The following is a 21,521-nucleotide window of genomic DNA, read 5'->3' as shown; positions in this document are numbered from 1 at the left end:
TAGGGGGCATTCGCCCCCTTTAACCTATTAAGAGGATGAATCCATGACCACACTAAAAAATGACGGGGATACTACCGCCCGCGTGTTTGGTCCTACCGGTAATATCGTACGTATTGCAGCCGGTGAAACGCTCGACGTACCCTTCTCCAAGGACGACATTGTGTTTGAAAAAGGGTCTAATATCTCGTTTGTCGAGGCACAAAAGCCCGCCAGCCGAGCTAAAAAAGCAGTAAGTTCTACCACCGAGGAATGAGTAAATGGCTAAGATTAAAGTAACCGAATTAATCAACCGCGCCAAAATTACCGCGCAGGACGTTGACTTCGTGCAATGGCCTGAATCCGAGTGGCTAACGTGGTATAACGAGTGCCTATTAGCCTTAGCCAGCGCAAGAAGTGACGCAGGGGCTGAAACTCGTACAGTAACACTGGTTGCAGGTTCCCGGCAAACTATCCCCTCCGACAGCAACAAATTGATTGAAGTGGTGCGTAACGACTCAACCGGTCGGGCAATTCGCTTACTTGACCGCAAAGTGTTGGACGAGCAAAACCCGCTGTGGCACAAAGAAACCGGACCCGAACCGAAGTATTACACCTACGACCCGAATATTCCGACTACGTATTATGTATTCCCCGGCGTGACGACCACTACACATAAAATTGATGTCGTCATCGCCAAATCGCCAACCCCTGCGGACAGCGTTGAATCGGAAGTACCGGTCGAAGATTGGTTTGCACCGGCAATTGTAGATTACATTCTTTACCGCGCATATTTGAAGAACGCCGAGTATACGAACGATTTAACTCGCTCCGAATACTTCCGCCGTTCATTCTACGAGCGTCTTGGGGTTGAGTCTAGAATATCAACGGGTGATTAATCATGGACGACGTTATTGTCTATGGAGAACTGGCGGATGATATCGCCCTCGAAACCGGCGGTATTCCTGAACACATCGTATTGCAAGTTATCCCGCGTGCAGTACAGGAATTCTGTTCCGAAAGCCGCTGTTTACAGGACACATTGACTGCACAAGTTGCCAACGGTCAGGTACATTTCGGTACGACAGATGAACTTGAACCTGTCGGAATTCTCGCTGTTCGCTACGGTGAAGTGCTGGCAAACGCGGATACCGCACGCGGCGTATTTAACGATGTCGGTAGCGGTATTCGATATACCGTCAAAGGCACTAAAAACGGCCACGGCCGAGTGCTATCTGTCACGTTCAACGGCGTTAAAAACCCAAGCACAACGGATACGGTACGGGCGCTTGTCTACTTCGCCCCGACGCGGGACTCCGTTGAGTGTGAGATTCCACGCGATAGCGGTTTGTTCTTGCGCGCTATCAGCGCGCTGGTTATGGCGAAACTGTATGTGATGCCGAACCGTCCTTGGACTGACCTCGGGCAATCACAATACCACTACGGTATTTACGCAGACCTGTTGGTACAGGCTAAACGTCAAGCGAAAAGTAACGACATCCCTGTCGTTAGGGAGTGTAAATTCTCATGGTAACCCCAGAAACTGAACGTAACTTATTGAATGAAGTGTTGTTTGAACATCCTGATGCGGTCGAGTTCTGTATAGCACTGGGTCGCTTGTCGCAGGTTGTTGATGACCTCATCGACTGTGACGAGCCGATAACCAAGATGGATGTGGTACACGCATTCCACACTGCGCTGGTCACTATTCCGATGAATCCGTTTTATCGTGAGAATATCGATGCGCTTGCCCCACTTCTTACCCTCACTTTTGCCGACTATATCGCGTCAGTTGAGATGGAAGGTTTGAGCAAGCACGACCAGACTTTAGCATTCGTTCTCCGCGACAGTCTTGTGTCGGTTGTTATTGGTTGTATGGAGATTCTCGGCGGCGGTCGTTACGCAATGGAGAACACCCTGCGTGTACGTCAGTTTTTCCACGACGAAACGCTGGAAGATTATCTGGAGGATAAGTAATGAGTGGTGGTGGTGGCGGTGGCGGCGCACCGAAAACGCCGGCAAGTGAGATCGCCTCAAAACAGATCGAATTAAAACGCTATGACATGGCGCAGGGGTATAACCAGCAGTTCATGCCACAGTATGTTAAAGAAGCTCGTAGGGATTTGTCGCACATTACTGCGTCAAGAGCAAATGCAGACGTGATGGGGCATGCAGGGAACACCTATATCGGAGCGGTTAACCCGTTTGCCGCTTCTACCGCTACGTCCGATAGCGCGAATACCCGTAATACCGCCATTATCAGGGCGAAAGGTGCAGCAGAAACCAACAAAATCGCCCGACAAGACGCCGCGCTCCGTGCAATGAACGGTACAGTGGACAATGCCAGTAAAGGGTTGTTGCAACAGGCGGAAAGAGAGACGCAAGAAGCTATTAATGCGCAGAACGCGCGGGCGCAAACCAGCGCTGCCCGTATGCAAATGGTCGGGGCGTTAGCCAGCACGGGTTTGAGTGCGTATGGTGCGTACAAAAACGGCTACGGGGTATTTTCCAAAAACAAACAACATGTTACCGACGATTGGGATAATCCAGTTAAGCGCGGCACATATGACAGGATTTTTTAACGGGGTCAGCAGATGTCGAAATTAGAAGATAGACTAGCTCAGGCATATAAAGATGATTGGGCGACCATGTCGCCATACATCCGACAGCTGTTGAATGACGGCGCAAAAGCGACATCAAGCACGGCGTTAGTCGATGCCGCACAAAAACAAATCCAACGTACCGCGCTTGGTGTTGACGAGAGCATGAACAACCGCTAACTATCGCGTGCCGGCACAAACTTGACCGCATCGCAACGAATTGCGATGGCCGGACTTAACAGTATGGACGCCGCATCAAGTAATGCGGCAAATATCAATACGGCGCGCGTCAATCAGTACGAAAACAACGTTGACTCACTAAACCGCCTGATTGCCACCACCAACGCGATGAAGTCCGGCTCCGCCAGCACACTGAGCGGTATCGCAGGTAACGAGTCCGCTCGCCAGCAGCAGGCCGCGAATGCGAAAGCCGCGAAGAAACAGCAGACGTATTCCAATGTCGGTATGGTAGCAGGTTTGGCTATGATGGGCGTTATGCTCTAAGGAGATGTATGTTTTTAGAATCCACAATCCAAGCTATACATGCAGCAAAAAAACCGTTATTCCAACTTTCCGGCGGGCGCGACTCCCTTTGTGCGTTATTCGTTCTCATCGAGCAGGGCTGCCGGAGCTTCGACGTGGCCTATCTGAACACCGGTGACGCCCCGGAAGAAACTGTCCGTTGTATTGGTGACATATCGAAGTTATTTGGCGCAAGGCTACACGTTATTAAATCGAATTCATTCGCTGTCCGCGATGAATTTGGACTACCGTCTCCAATGGTTCGTAGTGAAGAAACCGCAGCCATTTGGGCTGCAAGTACGAATAAGCCTTACCACATCCAAAGTAAATTAGATTGTTGCGCGCGTACGACGATGATACCGATGATGGAGTTCGTAGAAAAAAGTGGGTACGACCTGCTTATCCGAGGATGCCGCGAAGTCGAGGAGCTAAAAACTCCTGTAAACCACCTCGAAAAAAGTGGCGGAATCACCCTCGCCTACCCTATCTACGACTGGAGCGATGAACAAGTAATGTCATTCCTCGACGCGCGCGGTATTTTACCTTCGTTTTACGAGTACGCCAACTCCGGTATCGACTGTGTTACTTGCCCCGCGTACTGGGGCGAGGGGCATCAAGCATGGATAGAGAAACACCACCCTGAGAAAGCTGCCGAGCGCCGTCGTCAAATTGAACGCTTAATGTCATACATGGCTGACACTATCCAACTAGGGTTTAACGAATTAGATTGTAGGAGTCCAAATGTCAAATAAACTATTGGCGGGTTTACAAGGCGCACAAGCCATTGCCAACCTCTACTTCGGGTTCGCCGACCGCGAAGATAAGCGTCGGCAGTTCGATGCGAATATGGACTACCAAAAATCCCGTGATACGGTCAAAGACCAACAATGGCAGACCTCGCACGAGTTTGATAAAACCCGGCACACTGACGATATGTCGCATAAACGCGACGTTTTAGCTGAGACCCGTCGCAGCCGACAAGCCACGAACGCGCTCGGTTGGGCTAATCATAACCTTAGCGCACGCAAGTACTATGACGCACTTGCACGGGATGAGGCCGAGCGCGAGTCTGACATTCAGCTTATCAACATGGCTAACGGTTTCGGTGGTGCTATTGGCGGTCAACTCGGGTTAAAAGATGGCGTTTCACTTAACACTGCCGGCAGAGTGTCCGGTATCCACGACGACGAGATCGTCGGTAGTATTGGCGAAGGTAAATTGGTTCAGAACTCTGGAAACGCCGGAGCGTTAATTTCCCGCGAGACCGGTTTCAACCCCAAAAATCTTGGCATTAACAGTGATGATGTGCGCGTTGACATGGTAAAAAACGGTGATGGTACGTTCGGAGTAATCACCAGTTTTCGTAATGGCGATGGCGGTATAACAACCGCACCCGTCGTTGGTGCGGATAAACTGACCCCTGCACAAGTTACCGCACTATACGAAAATAGCGAGGGGGTGAAACACTACCTTACTGATTCTGCCAATATCGCCGGTAAACAGGCGGCAGAGAACGCCAAGAGACAACGCGGTACTTTCGGTGCGACCCAACCGATATTCGACCGGGGCGCACAGAAAACACTAAACCCTGCATACGTTAACTCCGATTCTTCAAAAGCCGGCAGCGCTTCGGCCACACTTGCTTCTGCCGTCGCTGCCGCCCCTGCCGCGACTAACACCGTACTCGGTACTGACCATAGTCTTGCGAGTATTCGGCAGGACGCCGCTACCGCCAGTAGCATTAGTAGAGAACAACAAGCTGTTGCAGCTGACGAGCGTCGGGTAAACGCCGCGAAGAACGACCTTGCGCAACTTGCCAGCATTGCAAAAACAGGCGGTGCTTCTGCCCGTAAACAGGCGATTGGTTACGCCGAAGCTATCCGAGAAACCGGGCTGTCGCTTGCCGATGGTGCGGTCGAAGTTTACAGCGAAATGCTTGCTAAAAAAGACGCAGAGGCAAAAGGTCGTGCGCAAGCGTGGCAAGATGGCGCTAAAAATGCCGCGTCTGTAGGTAATCAGGTCTCATGGAAAGACATCAATAGCTTTGGCAAAGAAGTCGCGCAGATTGCGTCGGATAATGTCGGTAAAGACTATAAAGGTAAGGCACAAACGAACGCTTACAACGTTGTTGCTTACTTAAATGATGGCACCACTCTCACGGAAAAAGATCGTGGTGACCCAGCATTGAAAACAATGTCCGCTGAAGTAGCCCAATATATGACCTTTAACGGTATCGAAGACCCTGCGGCCGGTATATTCGGGTTGCAGAGGAACAAACATAACTTCAAAGATGACGCGTTGATTATTAGTGACACATTTAAAGAGATACGGTCTATGGGTAGTCGCTACTCCACCCCACGCGTCCTCAATACCGCGGTGAGCCTTATGGTAGAAAATGGCGAAAAGGATACCAGAGCGCTTATTGATTACGTAAAACTGATTGCAGATAAAGGGTTTGCTCGATGAATACAAAAGACAGACTGGCGGATACGATTTTTATCGACGGCGATACAGCAATAGTCAATGGTCGCCATATACGTATTTCTGGGATTGACACCCCCGAAGTAGCACACGGCGACAAGGGGTGGTCTATTAGCGGATATTTAGCGCAGACCGTTGCTGAAAATACTCCGCAGGCGGTCAATATCAACAATAAACACGGCGGGTATGGACGTAAACTCGGCACATTGCAAAGTAATGACGGCGCGCTAACCAGTAACGAAAAACTTATTCGTGCTGGTATCGCCGCACCAATGCAATACGCTGGCTCTCTTCTGCCCGACGATGTACGCCGTGCTACGATAACCCGCGATATGAACCGCTGGATGGGCCGCGACGACGAAGACAGTGAGGTTCGCGACTTACATAGTGTACATAAAAAACTTAACTTGCTAAACGGCGATGCTCGGGAAATGTTTGGTTTTGACCCATATGTACACACCCCAAAAAGTACTAGTGCAAAAAACACATTCACAAAATCACTGGCTCGCGGGGTTGACCAATTACAAGGTTCCCTTTACAGCGCTACAGCCGCCGCAGGTAATTTTATCGGCTCCGCCTCCCTACAACAGTGGGGGGAAGAAGGTGCTACATACAACGAACTCGAACAGAAATACAACCCTACTAAAGTCGGAACCCTTGATGATATCCACTCTATCGGTGACGTCGGAACTTATATCGTTGAACGGTTAGGCGAACAACTGCCCGGTCTTGCTGTCGACATCGGTGCAGCCATAGCGACCGGTGGTACAAGTGCCGCATTAGGTACGGGCTGGAAACTCGGCCTCCGTGCGGGAGCTGGAGCAAGTGCGTTCACCCAAAATACCGGTGACGCTTACGAAACCATGCAACAAGCGGGAGTCGAGGACGCTGGCGGCGCAGCGCTCCTAACCGGCGGCGCAATGGCGGCACTCGATGTTGCTGGGTTAGAGTTCGGTGTCAAAAACATGTTGAAACCGCTCGGTATCGGCAAAGAAGTGTCGAAAGAGGTTGTCGACAACACCCTCAAAGCGAAAGCATTAAGTGTCGGGCGAGACCTCACATCCGGACTTGCGCTCGGCGGTATCGTCGAAGGCTCGACGGAAACCTTACAAGAGTTGGTAAAAGAAGGTGGGGTTATCGCGGCCGGTGGCGACACTGACAGGCTCGCCCCGCTCGGCGACCGCTTAATCGAATCGTTCGCGGCAGGTGCAGTGGTTGGCGGTGCATTTGGTGGCGGGGGTCGAGCGGTATCCCATGCAGGTAAAGGGTTGTACGAACGTAAACAAAAACGTGACGCGGAGCGCAAAGAGCAAGAAACGTTAATGGCGGAGGCTAACCAAACCCACGCACCCGGCGACGAAACCGTCCAAGTGAACGTAGACGGTAACGTATTCAAAGGTAAAGCAAGCAACTACAATCCGAACCTGAACATTGAGGATGAGCAAGGTTTTTCGAACGTTGCACCATCACCTATGGCAGAACCTGCCACACATGCGGTTACAGCGCAACAAAACGCAGTTAAAGAAACTCACGAACCCGCGCCACAAGCGGCCACAGAGCCGGTTAGCAAAAACGTAACGCAATCTGAAAATATTGCGTTCGATGATAGTTACCCTGACGTAGAGCGCCCAGCGCCGGAACCACTCAACGACAGTGTCGCTGCACGCAGCCAAACATGGAGTGATGGCATCCGCAACGCAGTAGTAAAAGGTAAAGAACGCCTTGCACAAGAAGAAGCGGCATTCGCCAAAGAACAAGCGCAAGCGGCCAGAGCAGAATCGGCTTTATTCCCCGAACCGCAACCTAAAGCACCCGTCGCGAAAGGCTGGAATAACCGTAACGGTTACAATGTTCGCCGACTTATTGAACACGCATTACGCGGTGACAAAACTATGCCGAAAGCGTTGTACAAACCGATACAGGACGTTGTACTTGAGGCGTTGAGCGAAAGTGAGGCGGCTAACGCGCGCTATCTGATTAACAATGGTCGAGTTGAACAGGTGGTCGATATTATCGACCGTGTCGCGGACAACGACGAGGTGCAGCGGGGTATCTTGCAGGTTGTCGATTCACACGTGTTGGAGAAGCAACGCGCCTTTGATACTAAAGACATCGAGTCGAAAAGCGCGGTTGCTGAACGGCGCGCGGCTCGGCTACGTGGTGAAAAGGTTGATTACAACGCGAAACTTACCCCGCAAGAGGAGCAAACAGCGCTTGAACACGCACGCAGTTATCGTGACCGTATCGAAAAAGAATACGGGCGCGCAGACGAGTTTTATTTTAGTGATGACGACATCCCTGAACCCCGCAGAAGTGAAAACCGCACCGGTAAAACATACGGCGCAAATCTTGAAGCAACCGTCGACGATGTGATGGTAGAATCTCGCCTTAAACGCGACCAACACGGCTCCGAGTCAGCAAAAACAAGCGCTATCCGCACTCTGCAACGCGCGGTGGTCGCCGGATTTGCGGATATCACCCCGCTTACTGCGGACGCCGGTAACGCGCGGGCGAATACCGACCGGGTATTGTCCGAGCTGAACCGCGCTATCAAAAGGAAAGACGCCCGCACCGTTGCCGACATTACTGAGCGATATACCCGACGCTATGTCAACGCGCCGCTGCTTGCCTCTGTCGCGACAACCGATGCCAAGACCCTTGACGAGTTTGCAGCAACTTACGCCGGTGGTAAATATTCCCCCCGCGCGATACAAGACAAGCTGTCTGACGCCTACCTTATTGACAACTTTAAACATGAAGTGCGGTACGACGACGCGCGTCGCCTTGACAGCGACAAGATGTCGCGCGTCCACGAAAAGTTGAACACTGCCGTCGACCAGTCGGTTGAAGGTAAAAACGTCCGTAACGAGAAGCTCGGCAAAGACTTTGTGCCGCAGCACGAGCGCGTGGTAGCAACCCCAGAAGACATTGCCGCGGACGAGCAACGATTCAAAGATGAATCCTTACACCTGTTATGGTCACGTGATGTTGCTCGTGACGGTGAAGGCTTTGGTTCGGTAGACGAGAACGATAAACAGGATTTGGCTGACGGTGTTAATATCCAAAGCGAAAAAGTCAAAACGCGTACCGACGGTTTTGATGTGAACAATGTGGCCCGACTTGAAGCGGTGTTAAGCGCAGTTGAAGACGTCGCCGCGGGTAAGAAAACAGAGGGTGATAAACTCAAAGTGTACCGCACTTACGAGGCGTTACTCGACGTACTGCCGGACGACATTAAAACACTGAAAAACGACACCCGCACTAATATGCCAGAGTTTGAGCCGATGGTTCACGCCATCCGCGACGGACTTAGTAACGTCATCGAGCGTAACGCACAACAGCAAAAACAGCGCACTACAACCGCGCTGACCAAACAAATGCGACAGGCGGCAATTGGCGGCGGCATCCGCAAACTATCCGCTGACGCACTTCGCACAGCACAAGAAGGTCGTGAGGCGGTACTGGACGGTACATCAGCCAAGTTAATCGAAATCGCCCAGCAATACCTGACCCCAAGCAATGATGAAATTCAAGCGATGGCGAACTCGTTCGGAGTAACCCCGACACAAGCGCGCGAAGTGCTGTCTGCAATCGACCATGCTGTATACCGCAACGCAAAACGTCATCCGGTTTCCAAACACGCAGAGCGCGGTACACTTACCAAACGCGAACACCAGATTGCAAGCGACATCCGTGAGAAAATCAGTGACGAACAACTGTTAGATAATCTCACACGTGGCAGTAATATGGTGCAACTGGTGAACATCGTCACTGAAACCCCACAGGTGAAAGTCGGCATTGACGGGATAAAAACAGCGGTTGCCAAACTCAACGAGGCTCCGGTTGCCGACATGCTGCCGGAGCAAGTTATCGAATTACTTAATGACACCGGACTACTGAGCGATGCTTCTGTATCTGCGGATATTAAACTTGACAACATCAACCGTATCGTTGACCGCTACGGTTATGTCGGTAATGGAACGCCGGTTTCTCAAGTTGCCGAACTTAATTACATCGATGGCTCCACACGCAAGATTAATCTTGTCAAGTTACTTAAACAGATAGTCGTCGACAATGAAAAAGTATATCAAGGTTCCCCGACGCAACTACTTGTGAGCAGTGTCAGTGATATGATGTCTGTATTGACACAGTACGACGGCGGTGGCACACGCAAATTCGCCGATGTCTCCGAGGCGTTCAGCAACCTCCCTGACAGCAAGATCATCTACCGTGTTGCCGACGGATACGTTACGATGGGCGACTATCGTGCGGTACAAAAGCAAATACTCGAAAGCAACAATCTGTGGACCGATGCGCGTAAAATTGAGCGGGCTCGCGACGAGGCGTTCAACAATTTAAAAGAGCTACTCGATAGCGCTGATTCCATTCTCGGCAATCGCAAAGACGCAAAAAACGCGCGTGACCGAATTCGACGTGACCGCAAAATAGTCGCCGAAAATGAACGACTCCAAGCCGAGGTTGCCGCCGCGTCAAACACCCTCTATACGGCCGTCAACAAAGTAGCACGCGAAAACGGGCTAGCCGAAGTTGATGCCAATACCGACAGAGTGAAGCGTGAACTTGCCGACGCGCCGGTATCCGGCGGCGTTGTACAAGACCGCGACGCCCTTGACACAGAACTCGCGGGGCTAGAACAACGGCGCAATGAAATTGCGGTGAAAACCTATGAAAACGCGGAAATCAAACGTTTGCATGCTGAACTGGACGAGAAGCGGAAAGCATTATCTGACTGGCAGAAGCAACGGAAAGAAATGCCTCGCGAAAGCGACCCGGTCGTAAAACGTGATATGGGTGCAATTGTCCGCGAAGCGTTGAAACTGAAAAACCTTGAAAAGCTCGTGGATGGGGTCGACGATGTTTTCGCGACTTACGCCGAACTTGCCGAGGTTTTACTGAGCAGCGATTTTGTCCACGAGGGGCGTACAATCGACAAAGACGAAATCGACATCGCGCGCACCCATATGCACGATTTATCGGAAGCGCTAAAAGTGACCGCGGAATATCTGTCAAACGTCGTCCTCAACAGCCGTAAAGCGAAACTCGGTATTCGCAGTGAGCTAATCGACGGTAGAACCGCGGGCATATTAAAAAAACGACTCGGTGACATCCAGCAACAGTACTACCAAGCCCGGCGACAAGTACGGGAGATGGCGAACGACTATAAGCGTAATGAGGAGCTATCCCAAATCTTCGGCGATAAGACGACACTCCGTAGCGAACGAGACCTTGTCAACAAACAGTCGGGAGTCGACGTCTACGATGACGGAGTACCTGAGACCACCGACCCTATCAATTCATCATTCCCTGAACGTATTGCGGAAAAGGCTAACCGCTCCCCGCTCGAAGCCCTCGCCGACGCTAAACTGGTACATAAACAACGCCGTGCGACGATTAATCTGAACATGAATCATGTCAGCGGCGGACGGCACATTATCTACCGCACCGTGTTTGACCCGATTGAAACCTTGTACGTCACTGAGATCGTCGACGGTAAAGTGGTCGCCGAACATGTAGTTGAAAACCCGATTGACAACTTCGAAAAAGTGAACGCATTAGTTGCCCAGTACAACGGCGTGCTGGCACTGCATTTTGCTGACAAAGGGGTATTTAAGCTACAAACATCAGTCGATGTACACCAGATGGCAGAGCAATCTGACACCGACGCGAAATACTCTCTGGACGCTGTGAAAGCGTATGAAAAAATGACCGGTCTGAAAGATGTTGAGTTGACCGAGGCTGAAATCATTTCACAGTTGGCGCAAGAATTCGTCAAAGACCTTCCGAAAGATTTCGGCAAACGCACTGCGCGTGTGGAAGTCGATAACACAATTACCCGCGTAACGGACCCGAACAAAGTTAAAAGAACGAGATTATCCACCACGATAGCGTTGTTACATGAGAGCGGGAGTAACCCGGTACGCGAACGTTTCTACGAATCGGTTGCTGGGTTACTGAACAAACTCAACCTGCCGGCAACGCACAATATCGACATCGTATTCGATAGTGGGGCGACACTTGCCGACTCTCGCGTGGAATCGACCGTTGACCCTGTCGATGGGCGCATCCGTTTTGATATAGTCATGCCGCGACTGAAAGATGACGCCAACAATCGCGAACTCGTCAACTGGGCGTTGGCACTCGGACACGAGCTTGGACACGTTGTCCTCGACAATTACCGCGCGGCATTTGACGCCGGTGCGGTGGAGATTGATACCACGGCGAAGTTTGAGGAGCTTTACGCCAACGCGTTGAAAGGCGACAAGTTGGATGTGGAAACGTTCGCCGACTCCTATGCGCAGAACATGGTCGAAAACCTGTTCTACGAGGGCGGTAACATCGACAGTAAAATCCGAAAAACAACCCTTGCCGGCGCAATCTACACTAAGTTTAAACGCATCGGTACGCAAATCGCTGAGATTATCAACACAGTGTTAGCAGATTTCGCCAAACTGACCGGACGCCAACAGAAAGTGAACACGGTCGAACAGAAAACGTTCTTGAACCAAATCACCGAACAACGGGCTAAGTACGACGAACACTTAAGAGCGGTCAACGAACGGTTGCTCGGTACGCAGTTACGCCCGCCGGTACGAAAAGGCAAAGCAATACTGGCGCACATCCGTGCGGCGGCGAATGTTCTACGTCCGACTATTGCTCGAATCGAGTCGGTCTCCCCTGCCGCGGCGAAACTGTTCATGAACCCAAAAACCGGGTACGTCAATATCAAAACCGACCTTGACAAGATGATTGTGGGTGCGGAACGCCGCCGTATTTTCGGAACCGACAGCAAACGCCAACAAGCACGAACCATGGAGCGCGGCTATAACGACCTTGTCAACGGCAAGGCGAACACGCCGAATGCAAAAAAAATATTGCAGTATCTGCAAGCTATCGAAGACCTCATCGGGCGTACACTTGACCCGAACAAAATCGGTGCTTACGGCTACCGACCAAAGAAAGTCATCGAAGCTATCTACCTCCGCCACTTTTCTGAATGAAGTCGCAAGTAATGGTCGCTAAATCAATAACTTACGGCTTTTTTATTTCCTGAAGTTTCTTCCAATTCATCCTTCCCCGCTATGCTTTTTGAGAAGTCAGGCAACGAGTTTGACGAGAGTTTGACTTGATTTGCGTAGGTCAATAAATGCCCTGCATTCAAGTGTGCATACTTCTGCACCATTTCGATTGTTTCCCAGCCTCCTAATTCTTTCAGTACAAGTAAAGGCGTGCCATTTTGCACATGCCAGCTGGCCCAAGTATGGCGCAAATCATGAAACCGAAAATCTTTTATATCCGCTCTTTCTAACGCTCGCTTAAAATCTTCTCGGTCTATATCGGTGATTAACTTGCCTTTGCCCCGATGAAACACATAATTGGAAATGCGCTTTGTTTCTTTTTGGCATAGAAAATGAATTGCTTCACGTCCTAACGGCAACGCATGCGGGCGGCCGGATTTGGCAATATGAGGGGATTTTTGTTCCTGAAAATGCAGATGCAAGGCAAAAAACGCAACAAGATTGGACATCTTGCGAGGCTTTTTAACTCAACAGATGCGTTTTCAGGGGCGAAAAGCCACCGTAAATCGGATTGTCAGCAAGCTCTAGAGCATCAAATGCGCTCCCCTGCCAGTGTCGTGAAATCAATTTGCCAACTGCGGGAATCCAATGTGGGCAACAAAGAAAACGCAACAAAACTATTTAATCTTTTGTTAACCGGCGCCGGTGACGATTTTTACTCCTTGTCAGCACTAATATAACAACCTTTTTTATTGTTATATTAATCGCGACGATTGTCAGCTGGTTCGGAACGGCAATTTACTTATCAATTTCGAGCTTAATCACCAAAAATCAACCGCACTTATATAATCCAGCGGATTTACTTTACATCGACTATTATAAAAATCTTATCGATAATCGTCGCCCTATGCTCAGCGTGTTGCGGTGTCATCGCCTTAATAATTATATTGAAACTTCGCACGCTTAATACCGCACTTGCGAAGTCTTTTTTCACGAGCCACCCTGCGGGGTTATAAGTTTGATCCGGCTCACTTTAATTGCCAGAAAATTATGATAGAGTTACTCCGATTTTAAGTGCGAATAGGAGCAAGTATGAAAAAATTAGTATTGCTTGGATTATTAAGCCTATTTTTGGCAAGTTGTGCGGGAACGGCTCCTGTTCCGGAACAGTTGGCAAAAAATATTCCTCCTGAGAGGGTTTTGGCATATCAAGAATATAATCCAGAATATGCCAAGGTGACCATCATCAGAGATTCAGGCTTTCAAGGTGGCGGGTGCTACTTAGGCGTTATGTATCGACAAACTATTTTGGCGCGCTTTGATACCTCAGAAAAAGCCGTATTCTATATCCCCGAGGGAGATTGGCCATTTGCGGTAACCGCAGATCCTTACGGAAAATGGCTCTGCTACGGCTCTTTTAATCCACTAACAAAAACGCAGCAAATCCGCAAAGATAAAGAGAATCTATTTAGAATTAGTTTAAACCCTTGGCGAATGCCGCAACTTATCGAAGTCTCTGGCAAGGCAACAACAGCGACAAAAAATACATCACTTTCTAATACCTTAAATAGCACCAAGCAAAATTTTAGTAGCACAAAAAAGGTTAATACAGCTAAAAGAACAACTAAGACAACAACATTAAAAAGAATCCAAAGTAGTTATGGTCCATGCCCCTGCTCTATTAGAGGTAGTGCTTGCTACGGACCGAGGGGCGGTAGATACTGTTACACCTCCGGCGGCAATAAACGTTATTTTTAATAGAAGGAATTACACATGAAAAAAATTAATCTTTGCTGGGATCATAAGTCTGCTTTTAGGTGGTTGTAATGAAAAACAATTGAAGCTCCTTTTAGATTTGATTGGAAAGTAACGGAACAACAAGTGATCGCACAGTATGGCGGTATTGAACAAGATTTAAGATTTTTAAAAGATGGATTTAAAGATTTTGAAGTAAAAAGCACCAAAGAATGATATAAATGCGGAGGATTATCAATTAAGGTTTTTTGATAAAACACTAGTCGAGATTACCGCATATTATCCTAAAGAAAAAAATGAAATAGAAGCCCTAAAAAACATGATGAATATAATATCTTCTTAAAAGAAAAATACGGCTCATCTGAAAAAGTATTTACTGCAGAAGAACTCCTAATAGATAGAGTTGTATGTAAAAAGAGCGGAGATTGCTTATTTTGGGGAAATGAATATAGAAATGATAAAATAATAATCCAAATATCTTTGTATAAAAAAATAATGCTCAAAGAACCATATTATAGGATGGATATTACATACTTACATAAGGATATAGTAGAAGAAGTAAACCAAAAAATAAAAGACAGAGAAGACCCCAATTATAAAAAAAGTATTCTTTAATTTTCTACCCCGTTGATACCAAACTGGTTTTTTGATCTTGATTAAATTATTTTTTATTTATCGCGTGAACGATGAAACAAATACTACCGATCACTGCTATTATTACGCCAATAACGCAAAATGTGGTGGAATATCACTACCGACTGTTAAACGACGCCGGATTGATTCTGATTAAGAATTTATCCGATGACGGCAGCGAAGATTACACCGCTCTTTCCCTCAAATGATAAGGGCACGAATTCTTAGGCAAAATCCGGAATGACCGCATTTGGAACTCGGTTAAAAGTACGATCAAAACAAAAGATATCGATCTCTCGTTTGACTTGATAAAAACCGTGGCAACAACGGCGATTAAGGGGCTTTTTGATTGAAAAACCAACAGAAATTTAGTAGAGTAACAATATAAATCAAGGGAAGGGCCATCTATGCGTGATACCTATAAATTTATCACAGATACCTTCATTGCCGGAGTAAAGATCAGTACTGCACTTTTTGTGATAGTATTCTCTTCCATTGGAATTTTGTCTGCATCTTATTTTTTTGTTTCTGCCGTTCCATGGCAATATATTGTTGGCGGTATATTGCTGTTATTTAGTGGCATTGCAATCAAACTATATATTATCTTCAAACAAATTGAAAAAGAACAACACCAAAAAAACCTTGTAGAACAAGAAAAAAATAAAGTTCGTTACATTATTATTGATTAATGTCTTGTACTTAAGGAAGTATCCCATGCGACAAGCTACCCACGATTTAACCGCTTTTGTTTCCTATGTGATAAAAATTCTTTTTCTTATCATTGGTCTTCCACTACTGATACTTTTTACCTTAGGAACATTAAACAGCCTCACTCTTGATGATGTATTTTCTGCAAAAGGGACTTATTGGCTGATTTGTGGTGTCATTGCATTTTTCTGTGTGGTATCAAAAAAATTCTATTTGGCTTTCTTGATATGCTTGCCGTTCTTGTTGCTTTTTTTGTACTTTGGCGGCATTGACTATCTTGTCGATTGGCTTTATTAACTAATATTACGATTTAAATCTGAACCTCGCTCCGGCGAGGTTTTTTATAGGAGAAATTTATGGCGAGATCGTTAGGGGCGTTAAATATCACCTTAGGCTTCAAATAGTATCCAATTTATTTAAGGACTTTAGCTGGATATTCTTAGGTAATTCTACCGATGAAGCCAAGCGTACACAGTCGAAATATGCCTACGCATTTGATGTCAGCGAGGGCACATTAAAAAGTATGACTGAAGTACAAGTTAATACGCATTTCCAATCACTCGTTTTTTTCCGAGTCTTATATGCATCGTAGTTATTGAGTTTGGCAAAACAAAGGCGTTGCCGTTCATTCTGCCGAATTGCCGTCTCACAACCGTACTTTTTTGATTTGATAAAGTTGATTTGATAAGCAAAGTGCGGTTGTTCTTGAAAAGTATTTACAGGTAACTCACATACTCCGTTAAATCATAAGTCTTGGCTTTTTCCAGCTTCTGTTCGGCAGTGCCCAGCATCACGAAAGCGATGATTTTATCATGTTCCGCACAACCAAGCGCATTGCGCAAATCGGTGCCGTCGACCCAAGGGCCGCTCACCCAAACATTATCAAACCCCTGAGCATTGGCAGCAAGCTGAATAGCATAGGTTGCGCAACCTGCGGTCAGCATTTGTTCCCAGCCCGGTACTTTTGCCACTTCAGTATTGATTTCGGCGATAACGGCGATGATCATCGGCGCACGGTGGCTGACATCTTCCGCTTTTTTCTTGCGCTCTTCGCCCAAATTCAGCTCCTCGACCGCACTTTTCAATAATTGCTCCAGAACATCTTGCCCTTGTTGCTCAATAATCACAAAGCGGTAAGGTGTCAAACGCCCGTGATCCGGCGCGTGCAGTGCCGCTTGCAAAATATTGTCCAATTGTTCGCCTTGCGGTGCCGGCGCAACCAATTTTTTATTTGAGCGCCGACCTAGCAGCAATGTTAATGCGTCCATTTTTTCCTCCAAGCTTGCTTCAACTTTTTACATTATTCTCTGAAAATTATTGCTACAATATATACTATTTTCATCTAATTAAGAATTATTCTTTTTCAAGGGGATATGAATGAACGCTTTGTTAAGGCTGATCAAACTGTTATGGCGTGGACTTTGTTTTGTACGCGATTTGGTGATGAACCTCTTTTTTATTTTGTTTGTGTTGTTAGGTTTGACCGTTGCCGGACTGTTTTTACAGTCGTCAGGCAGCACTACAACCGTTAAAGAAGGTGCACTGTTACTGAATTTAGACGGCTATTTAGCCGATAACCGTCCGCAAAACAGTTTGCTCAGCGCCCTGCGTGCACTGGACAACCGCCAGATTCCGCAACAGATTTCTACGTTTGATGTGGTCGATGCAATTCAATATGCCGCGCAAGATCCGCGCATCAGCGGCATTGTGCTGGATTTAAACTATTTTAGCGGCGGTGATATGCCGTCGCTGCAGTTTGTCGGCAAAGCCTTAACCGAATTTAAGGCGCAAAACAAGCCGGTTTACGCCATTGCGCACAACTATTCGCAGTCGCAATATTTATTGGCAAGTTACGCCGATCATATCTATTTGGGCAACTTGGGCGAAGTCAGCATTGTCGGGCTGGCGCAAAATAATCTGTACTTTAAATCGCTGATCGAAAAACTGGATATCACGCCGCATATTTTCCGTGTCGGCACTTATAAAGCGGCGGTCGAACCTTTTATGCGTGATGATATGTCCGCCGAAGCCAGAGCCAATACCCGCCTTTGGTTAAATAAAATGTGGCAGAATTATCAACAAATTGTCGCCGAGAACCGCCAAATCGAACAAAGTGCGGTTTTGCCGGATGCCAAAACCTTTTTAGCGCAACTGAAAGCATTGAACGGTAACAGCACAAAATATGCCGAACAGCGCGGCTTGATAAACAACGCCTTGAGCGATTGGCAGATTCGTGAACGCTTGATTGAACAGTTTGGTCGCGATGACTCACAAGCCGACTATCAATACACGCTGTTTAACGATTATGTTGCGACCTTACCGTCGCGCACGCAAGCCGATATGAATCAAGACAAAATTGCAGTTATAAACGTCGAAGGGGAAATCATCGACGGTGTCAGTGATGACGGCTCCGCCGGCGGCGACAGCATTGCCGCACTGTTGCAAAACGCACTTTACGACCGCAATGTCAAAGCGGTTATTTTACGGGTGAATTCACCTGGCGGTAGCGTTATGGCGTCTGAATTAATTCGCCAGCAGTTAAACGAAATTCGGGCGAATAATATTCCAATCGTCGTTTCCATGGGTGGTTTGGCGGCGTCCGGCGGTTACTGGATTTCAGTCGAAGCCGATCGCATTATCGCCAGCCCAAATACTATCACCGGCTCAATCGGCGTATTTGCCGCCTTTTTCACGTTGGAAAATACGTTAAAAAATTGGGGCATTCAGCAAGACGGTGTCAGCACCGGACCGCTAACCGCATTTTCGGCAACGCAAAGTTTATCTCCCGAATTAAATCAATATATTCAAATGGGCGTGGAACACAGCTATGATCAATTTCTGAATCTGGTCGCCGAAGCACGCAACCTCAGCAAAACACAAGCAGATCAAATTGCGCAAGGGCAGGTTTGGCTTGGTGATGAGGCGTTAAAACACCGTTTAGTCGATGAATTGGGCGATTTTGACAGCGCGGTGAATGCGGCGTTGCAGTTGGTCAATGAAAAACGCCAAGCGGCAGGCGAAGCCGAATTAACCACACTGCCGTTACAGTGGTTTGTCGAGGAAGAACAAGATATTTTCAGCCGCTTCCTCAAGCGAACTCAAGCAACTGTGCTCCACAACTTGCAAAGTGCGGTTTATAACCTGCTCGGCATCACACCGCAACAGGCAAAACAGGTGAAAGGGCAATTAGGCAGCCTGCAACACCTTAACGATCCGCGCGGGCAATATATTTATTGCTTAGATTGCGGAATCCGCTACTAAAAATACGGCTAAAAACCCATAAAAACAAAACCCTTGCAACACTGTGATCTGCAAGGGTTTTTATTACGCAATCAAATACGGGTTTGTCGCTTCTCGATTAAGCGATCGCTTTTTCGATTAACGCGATTAATTGATTTTTAGGTAATGCGCCGACTTGGGTGTTAACCACTTTGCCTTCTTTAAAGATGACTAATGTCGGAATGCTGCGCACACCAAATTTTGCTGCAACTTGTTGATTTTCATCAACGTTGATTTTTACTACTTTCACTTTACCGTCTAATTCGACTGCCACGTCATCTAAAATCGGCGCAATCATTTTACATGGCCCACACCACGGCGCCCAAAAGTCCAAAACAACCGGCAGGCTGGATTGGACAACGTCGCTTTCAAAGCTGGCATCGGTTGCGTGTACTACTTCACTCATTTTCTTTTCCTTAGTTCAGTTAACTATTTGCTTGACTATTTCAGTACGGTATAAGATAAGCACTTCCGTACGGATTTTCAAGGAATATCATAAATAATGCTATAACTTTTTGCCGCGTCTTATATAAAAAGCATATAAAACAGCAGATTAGTCCCGCTTTTCTTTTAACTATCAATCTGATAGTTAAAAAATATTTATCTTATTCCATAAAAAATGTGTTACTTAATGCCTGCGATCAGGCAGTGACTTCATTCGGACTGTCGATATTACGCACCAAATCCGCAATATTGTGCAGAGTAACCTCGGCAATACTGGTGATCGCTTCCTCCGTTAAAAATGCCTGATGTCCGGTCATCAACACATTATGCGATGCCGCCAACAAAGAAAACGTGTCATCTTGAATCACATCGTTCGATTTATCTTCAAAGAACAGATCGCGCTCGTTTTCATAGACATCGATCCCTAATCCGCGAATTTTACGGGTTTTCAACGCTTGCAGCGCATCTGCCGTATTGATAAGCGAGCCTCTGCTGGTATTCACAATCAGCACGCCGTCACGCATTTTGGCAAAAGCGGTTTTGTTCAGCAGGTGATGATTTTCGGCGGTTGCAGGGCAATGCAGTGTAATCACATGCGATTGGGCATATAACGTATCCAAATCCACATATTCCGCCCCCAATTCGACCGCACTTGGATTGATAAACGGATCGTAAGTCAAAATGTTCATACCGAAACCTTTTAAAATCCGCATGACCGCCACGCCGATTTTGCCACTGCCGATCACGCCGGCGGTGCGCCCGTGCATATTAAAACCAATCAAGCCTTCAAGGGAAAAATTGGCATCGCGCGTGCGGTTATAGGCTTTGTTAATGCGACGGTTCAAGGTCAACATTAAACCGACGGTATGCTCCGCCACCGCCTCCGGCGAATAGGCCGGCACGCGCACCACTTTCAAACCGAATTCTTTCGCCGCTTGCAAATCCACGTTGTTAAAACCGGCACAACGCAGCGCAATAAACTTCACACCCTGCTCGGACAAGGCTTTTAAAACCTGCCGGTTGGCAACGTCGTTCACGAAAATACAGACCGCATCGGCGCCTTCCGCCATTTTCACGGTTCGTTCATTCAGCAGGAAATCATAAAATTCCAGCTCAAAGCCGTATTTGACATTGACCAACTCCAGATAATTTTTGTCATATTTTTTGGTGCTATAAACAACGACTTTCATAATATTCTCCAAATAAAAAACCGTCCTCAATGTAACAAATTTTGATAAATTCAACAATAGTTGAATAATCGAAATCTTATCGCACAGGATTTATCCACAATCGCTTTTTTGGTACTATACGAAAGTTACCCTCATTGCGGAGATAAAAAAGTGAAAAAACCAATATTAACCCTAACTGCCGGCGCATTACTCGCCGCTTGCGCAAGCGAACCGAACGCCCCAATCATCGGTGCGGCAAACCCCGCCTCCGAATACTGTATCCAACAGGGCGGAAAATTGGAAATGCGGCAAGATCAAAACGGCAACCAATACGCTCTCTGCCACTTACCCGACGGGCGAGTGATCGAAGAGTGGGCATTTTTTAGAAGCCAAAAATAGCCATAAAGCATAAAAAAGCCTCGACAAAATCGAGGCTGAATTATTTGTATTGTTATTCCCACTCTTCTTTGAGTAATGTTCAATCAGTCCGAATGCCTTTGTTTTAGGGCTTTTCAGTTCAGGCAGTCCGTTTAGTTCGGGTCATATCGTTTTGAGATTTTTTGTCCCGTTCCAGTACCAGTTCCAGGTTACTAGTTGGCTAATTGAATCAGTGTTAGCGATTTTGTTAATCACACTCAGGCTCAGGGCAACCGCGCACTTTGTCTAATAATCAACCAACAACACCAAACATCAGCTCTGACCTGAATTCATCTGACCAACCCGCTGCTTTCAGCTTCATCCGCATACTCATTTTAGCCGGGTGAAGCCGCGATAAATTCAACGCAAAACGGCGCAATATCGCCATATTCTCCGCGCCGTCATCCTTGCTTATCACACAATCATCTTCCCGATAGACCATATCCAGCACCCAGTGCGCCTTATTCTCCACTTCCCAATGACCGCGAATACTGTGCGAT

At 47.5% G+C, this 21,521-nt stretch carries 20 protein-coding genes and 1 pseudogene; 16 read left to right on the top strand and 5 right to left on the bottom strand.

Annotation, left to right across the window (positions count from 1 at the left end; all coding sequences use genetic code 11):
- The first annotated feature begins 43 nt into the window (after positions 1-43).
- The 10 genes from B8880_RS04015 to B8880_RS03970 all read left to right on the top strand — a co-directional run bounded on the left by B8880_RS04015 (position 44) and on the right by B8880_RS03970 (position 12,598).
- A complete protein-coding gene (locus B8880_RS04015) occupies positions 44-253 on the top strand; it encodes a hypothetical protein (RefSeq protein WP_084256164.1) in 210 nt (69 codons plus the stop codon).
- A gap of 4 nt (positions 254-257) precedes the next feature.
- Positions 258-875, top strand: coding sequence for a phage adaptor protein (locus B8880_RS04010; RefSeq protein ID WP_084256162.1), 618 nt, complete (start codon positions 258-260; stop codon positions 873-875).
- A gap of 2 nt (positions 876-877) precedes the next feature.
- Complete coding sequence (locus B8880_RS04005) at positions 878-1,510, top strand: hypothetical protein (protein WP_084256160.1); 633 nt, start codon at positions 878-880, stop codon at positions 1,508-1,510.
- A complete protein-coding gene (locus tag B8880_RS04000; protein WP_084256158.1) occupies positions 1,504-1,953 on the top strand; it encodes a hypothetical protein in 450 nt (149 codons plus the stop codon). Before B8880_RS04005 ends, B8880_RS04000 begins: the two co-directional genes overlap by 7 nt.
- Complete coding sequence (locus B8880_RS03995; RefSeq protein ID WP_084256156.1) at positions 1,953-2,558, top strand: hypothetical protein; 606 nt, start codon at positions 1,953-1,955, stop codon at positions 2,556-2,558. Before B8880_RS04000 ends, B8880_RS03995 begins: the two co-directional genes overlap by 1 nt.
- Positions 2,559-2,570: 12 nt before the next feature.
- Positions 2,571-2,756 (top strand): hypothetical protein, encoded by a 186-nt coding sequence (locus B8880_RS03990; protein ID WP_084256154.1) that lies wholly within the window; start codon positions 2,571-2,573, stop codon positions 2,754-2,756.
- Between the two features lie 63 nt (positions 2,757-2,819).
- Positions 2,820-3,080, top strand: coding sequence for a hypothetical protein (locus tag B8880_RS03985; protein ID WP_143933391.1), 261 nt, complete (start codon positions 2,820-2,822; stop codon positions 3,078-3,080).
- Between the two features lie 8 nt (positions 3,081-3,088).
- Positions 3,089-3,850: a phosphoadenosine phosphosulfate reductase domain-containing protein gene (locus B8880_RS03980; RefSeq protein ID WP_084256150.1), complete on the top strand. Its 762-nt coding sequence runs from the start codon at positions 3,089-3,091 to the stop codon at positions 3,848-3,850.
- The gene (locus B8880_RS03975; protein WP_084256147.1) at positions 3,840-5,564 is read left to right on the top strand and encodes a hypothetical protein; all 1,725 of its coding nucleotides are present in this window, start codon (positions 3,840-3,842) and stop codon (positions 5,562-5,564) included. Before B8880_RS03980 ends, B8880_RS03975 begins: the two co-directional genes overlap by 11 nt.
- The gene (locus B8880_RS03970; protein WP_084256145.1) at positions 5,561-12,598 is read left to right on the top strand and encodes a thermonuclease family protein; all 7,038 of its coding nucleotides are present in this window, start codon (positions 5,561-5,563) and stop codon (positions 12,596-12,598) included. Before B8880_RS03975 ends, B8880_RS03970 begins: the two co-directional genes overlap by 4 nt.
- A 23-nt stretch (positions 12,599-12,621) precedes the next feature.
- Here B8880_RS03970 and B8880_RS03965 read toward each other — a convergent pair.
- Positions 12,622-13,062 (bottom strand): annotated as a pseudogene (locus tag B8880_RS03965) (site-specific integrase); the annotation flags it as partial.
- Positions 13,063-13,708: 646 nt separating this feature from the next.
- Between B8880_RS03965 and B8880_RS14575 the strand changes: the two are divergent.
- From B8880_RS14575 to B8880_RS03950, 4 genes are all read left to right on the top strand, one after another.
- Positions 13,709-14,374, top strand: a complete 666-nt coding sequence (locus tag B8880_RS14575) for a hypothetical protein (RefSeq protein ID WP_208610885.1) — start codon at positions 13,709-13,711, stop codon at positions 14,372-14,374.
- 683 nt (positions 14,375-15,057) lie between these two features.
- Positions 15,058-15,213, top strand: a complete 156-nt coding sequence (locus tag B8880_RS14360; RefSeq protein WP_159460713.1) for a hypothetical protein — start codon at positions 15,058-15,060, stop codon at positions 15,211-15,213.
- A 198-nt stretch (positions 15,214-15,411) separates the two neighbouring features.
- A complete protein-coding gene (locus B8880_RS03955; RefSeq protein ID WP_084256141.1) occupies positions 15,412-15,693 on the top strand; it encodes a hypothetical protein in 282 nt (93 codons plus the stop codon).
- A 25-nt stretch (positions 15,694-15,718) separates the two neighbouring features.
- Positions 15,719-16,009 carry a hypothetical protein gene (locus B8880_RS03950; RefSeq protein WP_084256139.1) on the top strand — a complete coding sequence of 97 codons (291 nt, stop codon included), beginning with the start codon at positions 15,719-15,721 and terminating at the stop codon, positions 16,007-16,009.
- Between the two features lie 419 nt (positions 16,010-16,428).
- Here B8880_RS03950 and B8880_RS03945 read toward each other — a convergent pair whose 3' ends face one another.
- A complete protein-coding gene (locus B8880_RS03945) occupies positions 16,429-16,980 on the bottom strand; it encodes an NAD(P)H nitroreductase (protein ID WP_084256137.1) in 552 nt (183 codons plus the stop codon).
- 109 nt (positions 16,981-17,089) lie between these two features.
- Here B8880_RS03945 and sppA point away from each other — a divergent pair, with 109 nt between their 5' ends.
- Positions 17,090-18,973, top strand: a complete 1,884-nt coding sequence (gene sppA / locus B8880_RS03940; protein ID WP_084256135.1) for a signal peptide peptidase SppA — start codon at positions 17,090-17,092, stop codon at positions 18,971-18,973.
- Between the two features lie 97 nt (positions 18,974-19,070).
- On the opposite strand, the gene trxA is transcribed toward sppA, so the two are convergent.
- Entirely contained in the window at positions 19,071-19,397 is a 327-nt protein-coding gene (gene trxA / locus B8880_RS03935) for a thioredoxin (protein ID WP_084256133.1), read from the bottom strand.
- 235 nt (positions 19,398-19,632) lie between these two features.
- Positions 19,633-20,625, bottom strand: coding sequence for a 2-hydroxyacid dehydrogenase (locus tag B8880_RS03930; protein ID WP_084256131.1), 993 nt, complete (start codon positions 20,623-20,625; stop codon positions 19,633-19,635).
- Positions 20,626-20,775: 150 nt separating this feature from the next.
- On the opposite strand from B8880_RS03930, the gene B8880_RS03925 reads away from it, so the two are divergent.
- On the top strand, positions 20,776-21,003 hold the full coding sequence (locus B8880_RS03925; RefSeq protein WP_084256129.1) for a putative hemolysin: 228 nt from the start codon (positions 20,776-20,778) through the stop codon (positions 21,001-21,003).
- A 271-nt stretch (positions 21,004-21,274) separates the two neighbouring features.
- On the opposite strand, the gene B8880_RS03920 is transcribed toward B8880_RS03925, so the two are convergent.
- The coding region (locus B8880_RS03920) for a transposase (RefSeq protein ID WP_143933390.1) at positions 21,275-21,521 on the bottom strand (247 nt) is incomplete at its 5' end.

It is taken from the genome of Pasteurella testudinis DSM 23072, assembly GCF_900176075.1.
Classification (GTDB): domain Bacteria; phylum Pseudomonadota; class Gammaproteobacteria; order Enterobacterales; family Pasteurellaceae; genus Chelonobacter; species Chelonobacter testudinis.
The sequence above is the reverse complement of the archived record's forward strand: the minus strand, read 5'-3'. Positions and strand labels throughout refer to the sequence as shown.

Coding starts and splice junctions, on each gene's coding strand:
- B8880_RS03990 (WP_084256154.1), top strand. CDS start 2,571: ATGTCGAAATTAGAAGATAGACTAGCTCAGGCATATAAAGATGATTGG.
- sppA (WP_084256135.1), top strand. CDS start 17,090: ATGAACGCTTTGTTAAGGCTGATCAAACTGTTATGGCGTGGACTTTGT.
- B8880_RS03945 (WP_084256137.1), bottom strand. CDS start 16,980: ATGGACGCATTAACATTGCTGCTAGGTCGGCGCTCAAATAAAAAATTG.
- B8880_RS03975 (WP_084256147.1), top strand. CDS start 3,840: ATGTCAAATAAACTATTGGCGGGTTTACAAGGCGCACAAGCCATTGCC.
- B8880_RS04015 (WP_084256164.1), top strand. CDS start 44: ATGACCACACTAAAAAATGACGGGGATACTACCGCCCGCGTGTTTGGT.
- B8880_RS14575 (WP_208610885.1), top strand. CDS start 13,709: ATGAAAAAATTAGTATTGCTTGGATTATTAAGCCTATTTTTGGCAAGT.
- B8880_RS04010 (WP_084256162.1), top strand. CDS start 258: ATGGCTAAGATTAAAGTAACCGAATTAATCAACCGCGCCAAAATTACC.
- B8880_RS03970 (WP_084256145.1), top strand. CDS start 5,561: ATGAATACAAAAGACAGACTGGCGGATACGATTTTTATCGACGGCGAT.
- B8880_RS04000 (WP_084256158.1), top strand. CDS start 1,504: ATGGTAACCCCAGAAACTGAACGTAACTTATTGAATGAAGTGTTGTTT.
- B8880_RS03980 (WP_084256150.1), top strand. CDS start 3,089: ATGTTTTTAGAATCCACAATCCAAGCTATACATGCAGCAAAAAAACCG.
- B8880_RS04005 (WP_084256160.1), top strand. CDS start 878: ATGGACGACGTTATTGTCTATGGAGAACTGGCGGATGATATCGCCCTC.
- B8880_RS03930 (WP_084256131.1), bottom strand. CDS start 20,625: ATGAAAGTCGTTGTTTATAGCACCAAAAAATATGACAAAAATTATCTG.
- B8880_RS14360 (WP_159460713.1), top strand. CDS start 15,058: ATGAAACAAATACTACCGATCACTGCTATTATTACGCCAATAACGCAA.
- trxA (WP_084256133.1), bottom strand. CDS start 19,397: ATGAGTGAAGTAGTACACGCAACCGATGCCAGCTTTGAAAGCGACGTT.
- B8880_RS03995 (WP_084256156.1), top strand. CDS start 1,953: ATGAGTGGTGGTGGTGGCGGTGGCGGCGCACCGAAAACGCCGGCAAGT.
- B8880_RS03985 (WP_143933391.1), top strand. CDS start 2,820: ATGGACGCCGCATCAAGTAATGCGGCAAATATCAATACGGCGCGCGTC.
- B8880_RS03955 (WP_084256141.1), top strand. CDS start 15,412: ATGCGTGATACCTATAAATTTATCACAGATACCTTCATTGCCGGAGTA.
- B8880_RS03950 (WP_084256139.1), top strand. CDS start 15,719: ATGCGACAAGCTACCCACGATTTAACCGCTTTTGTTTCCTATGTGATA.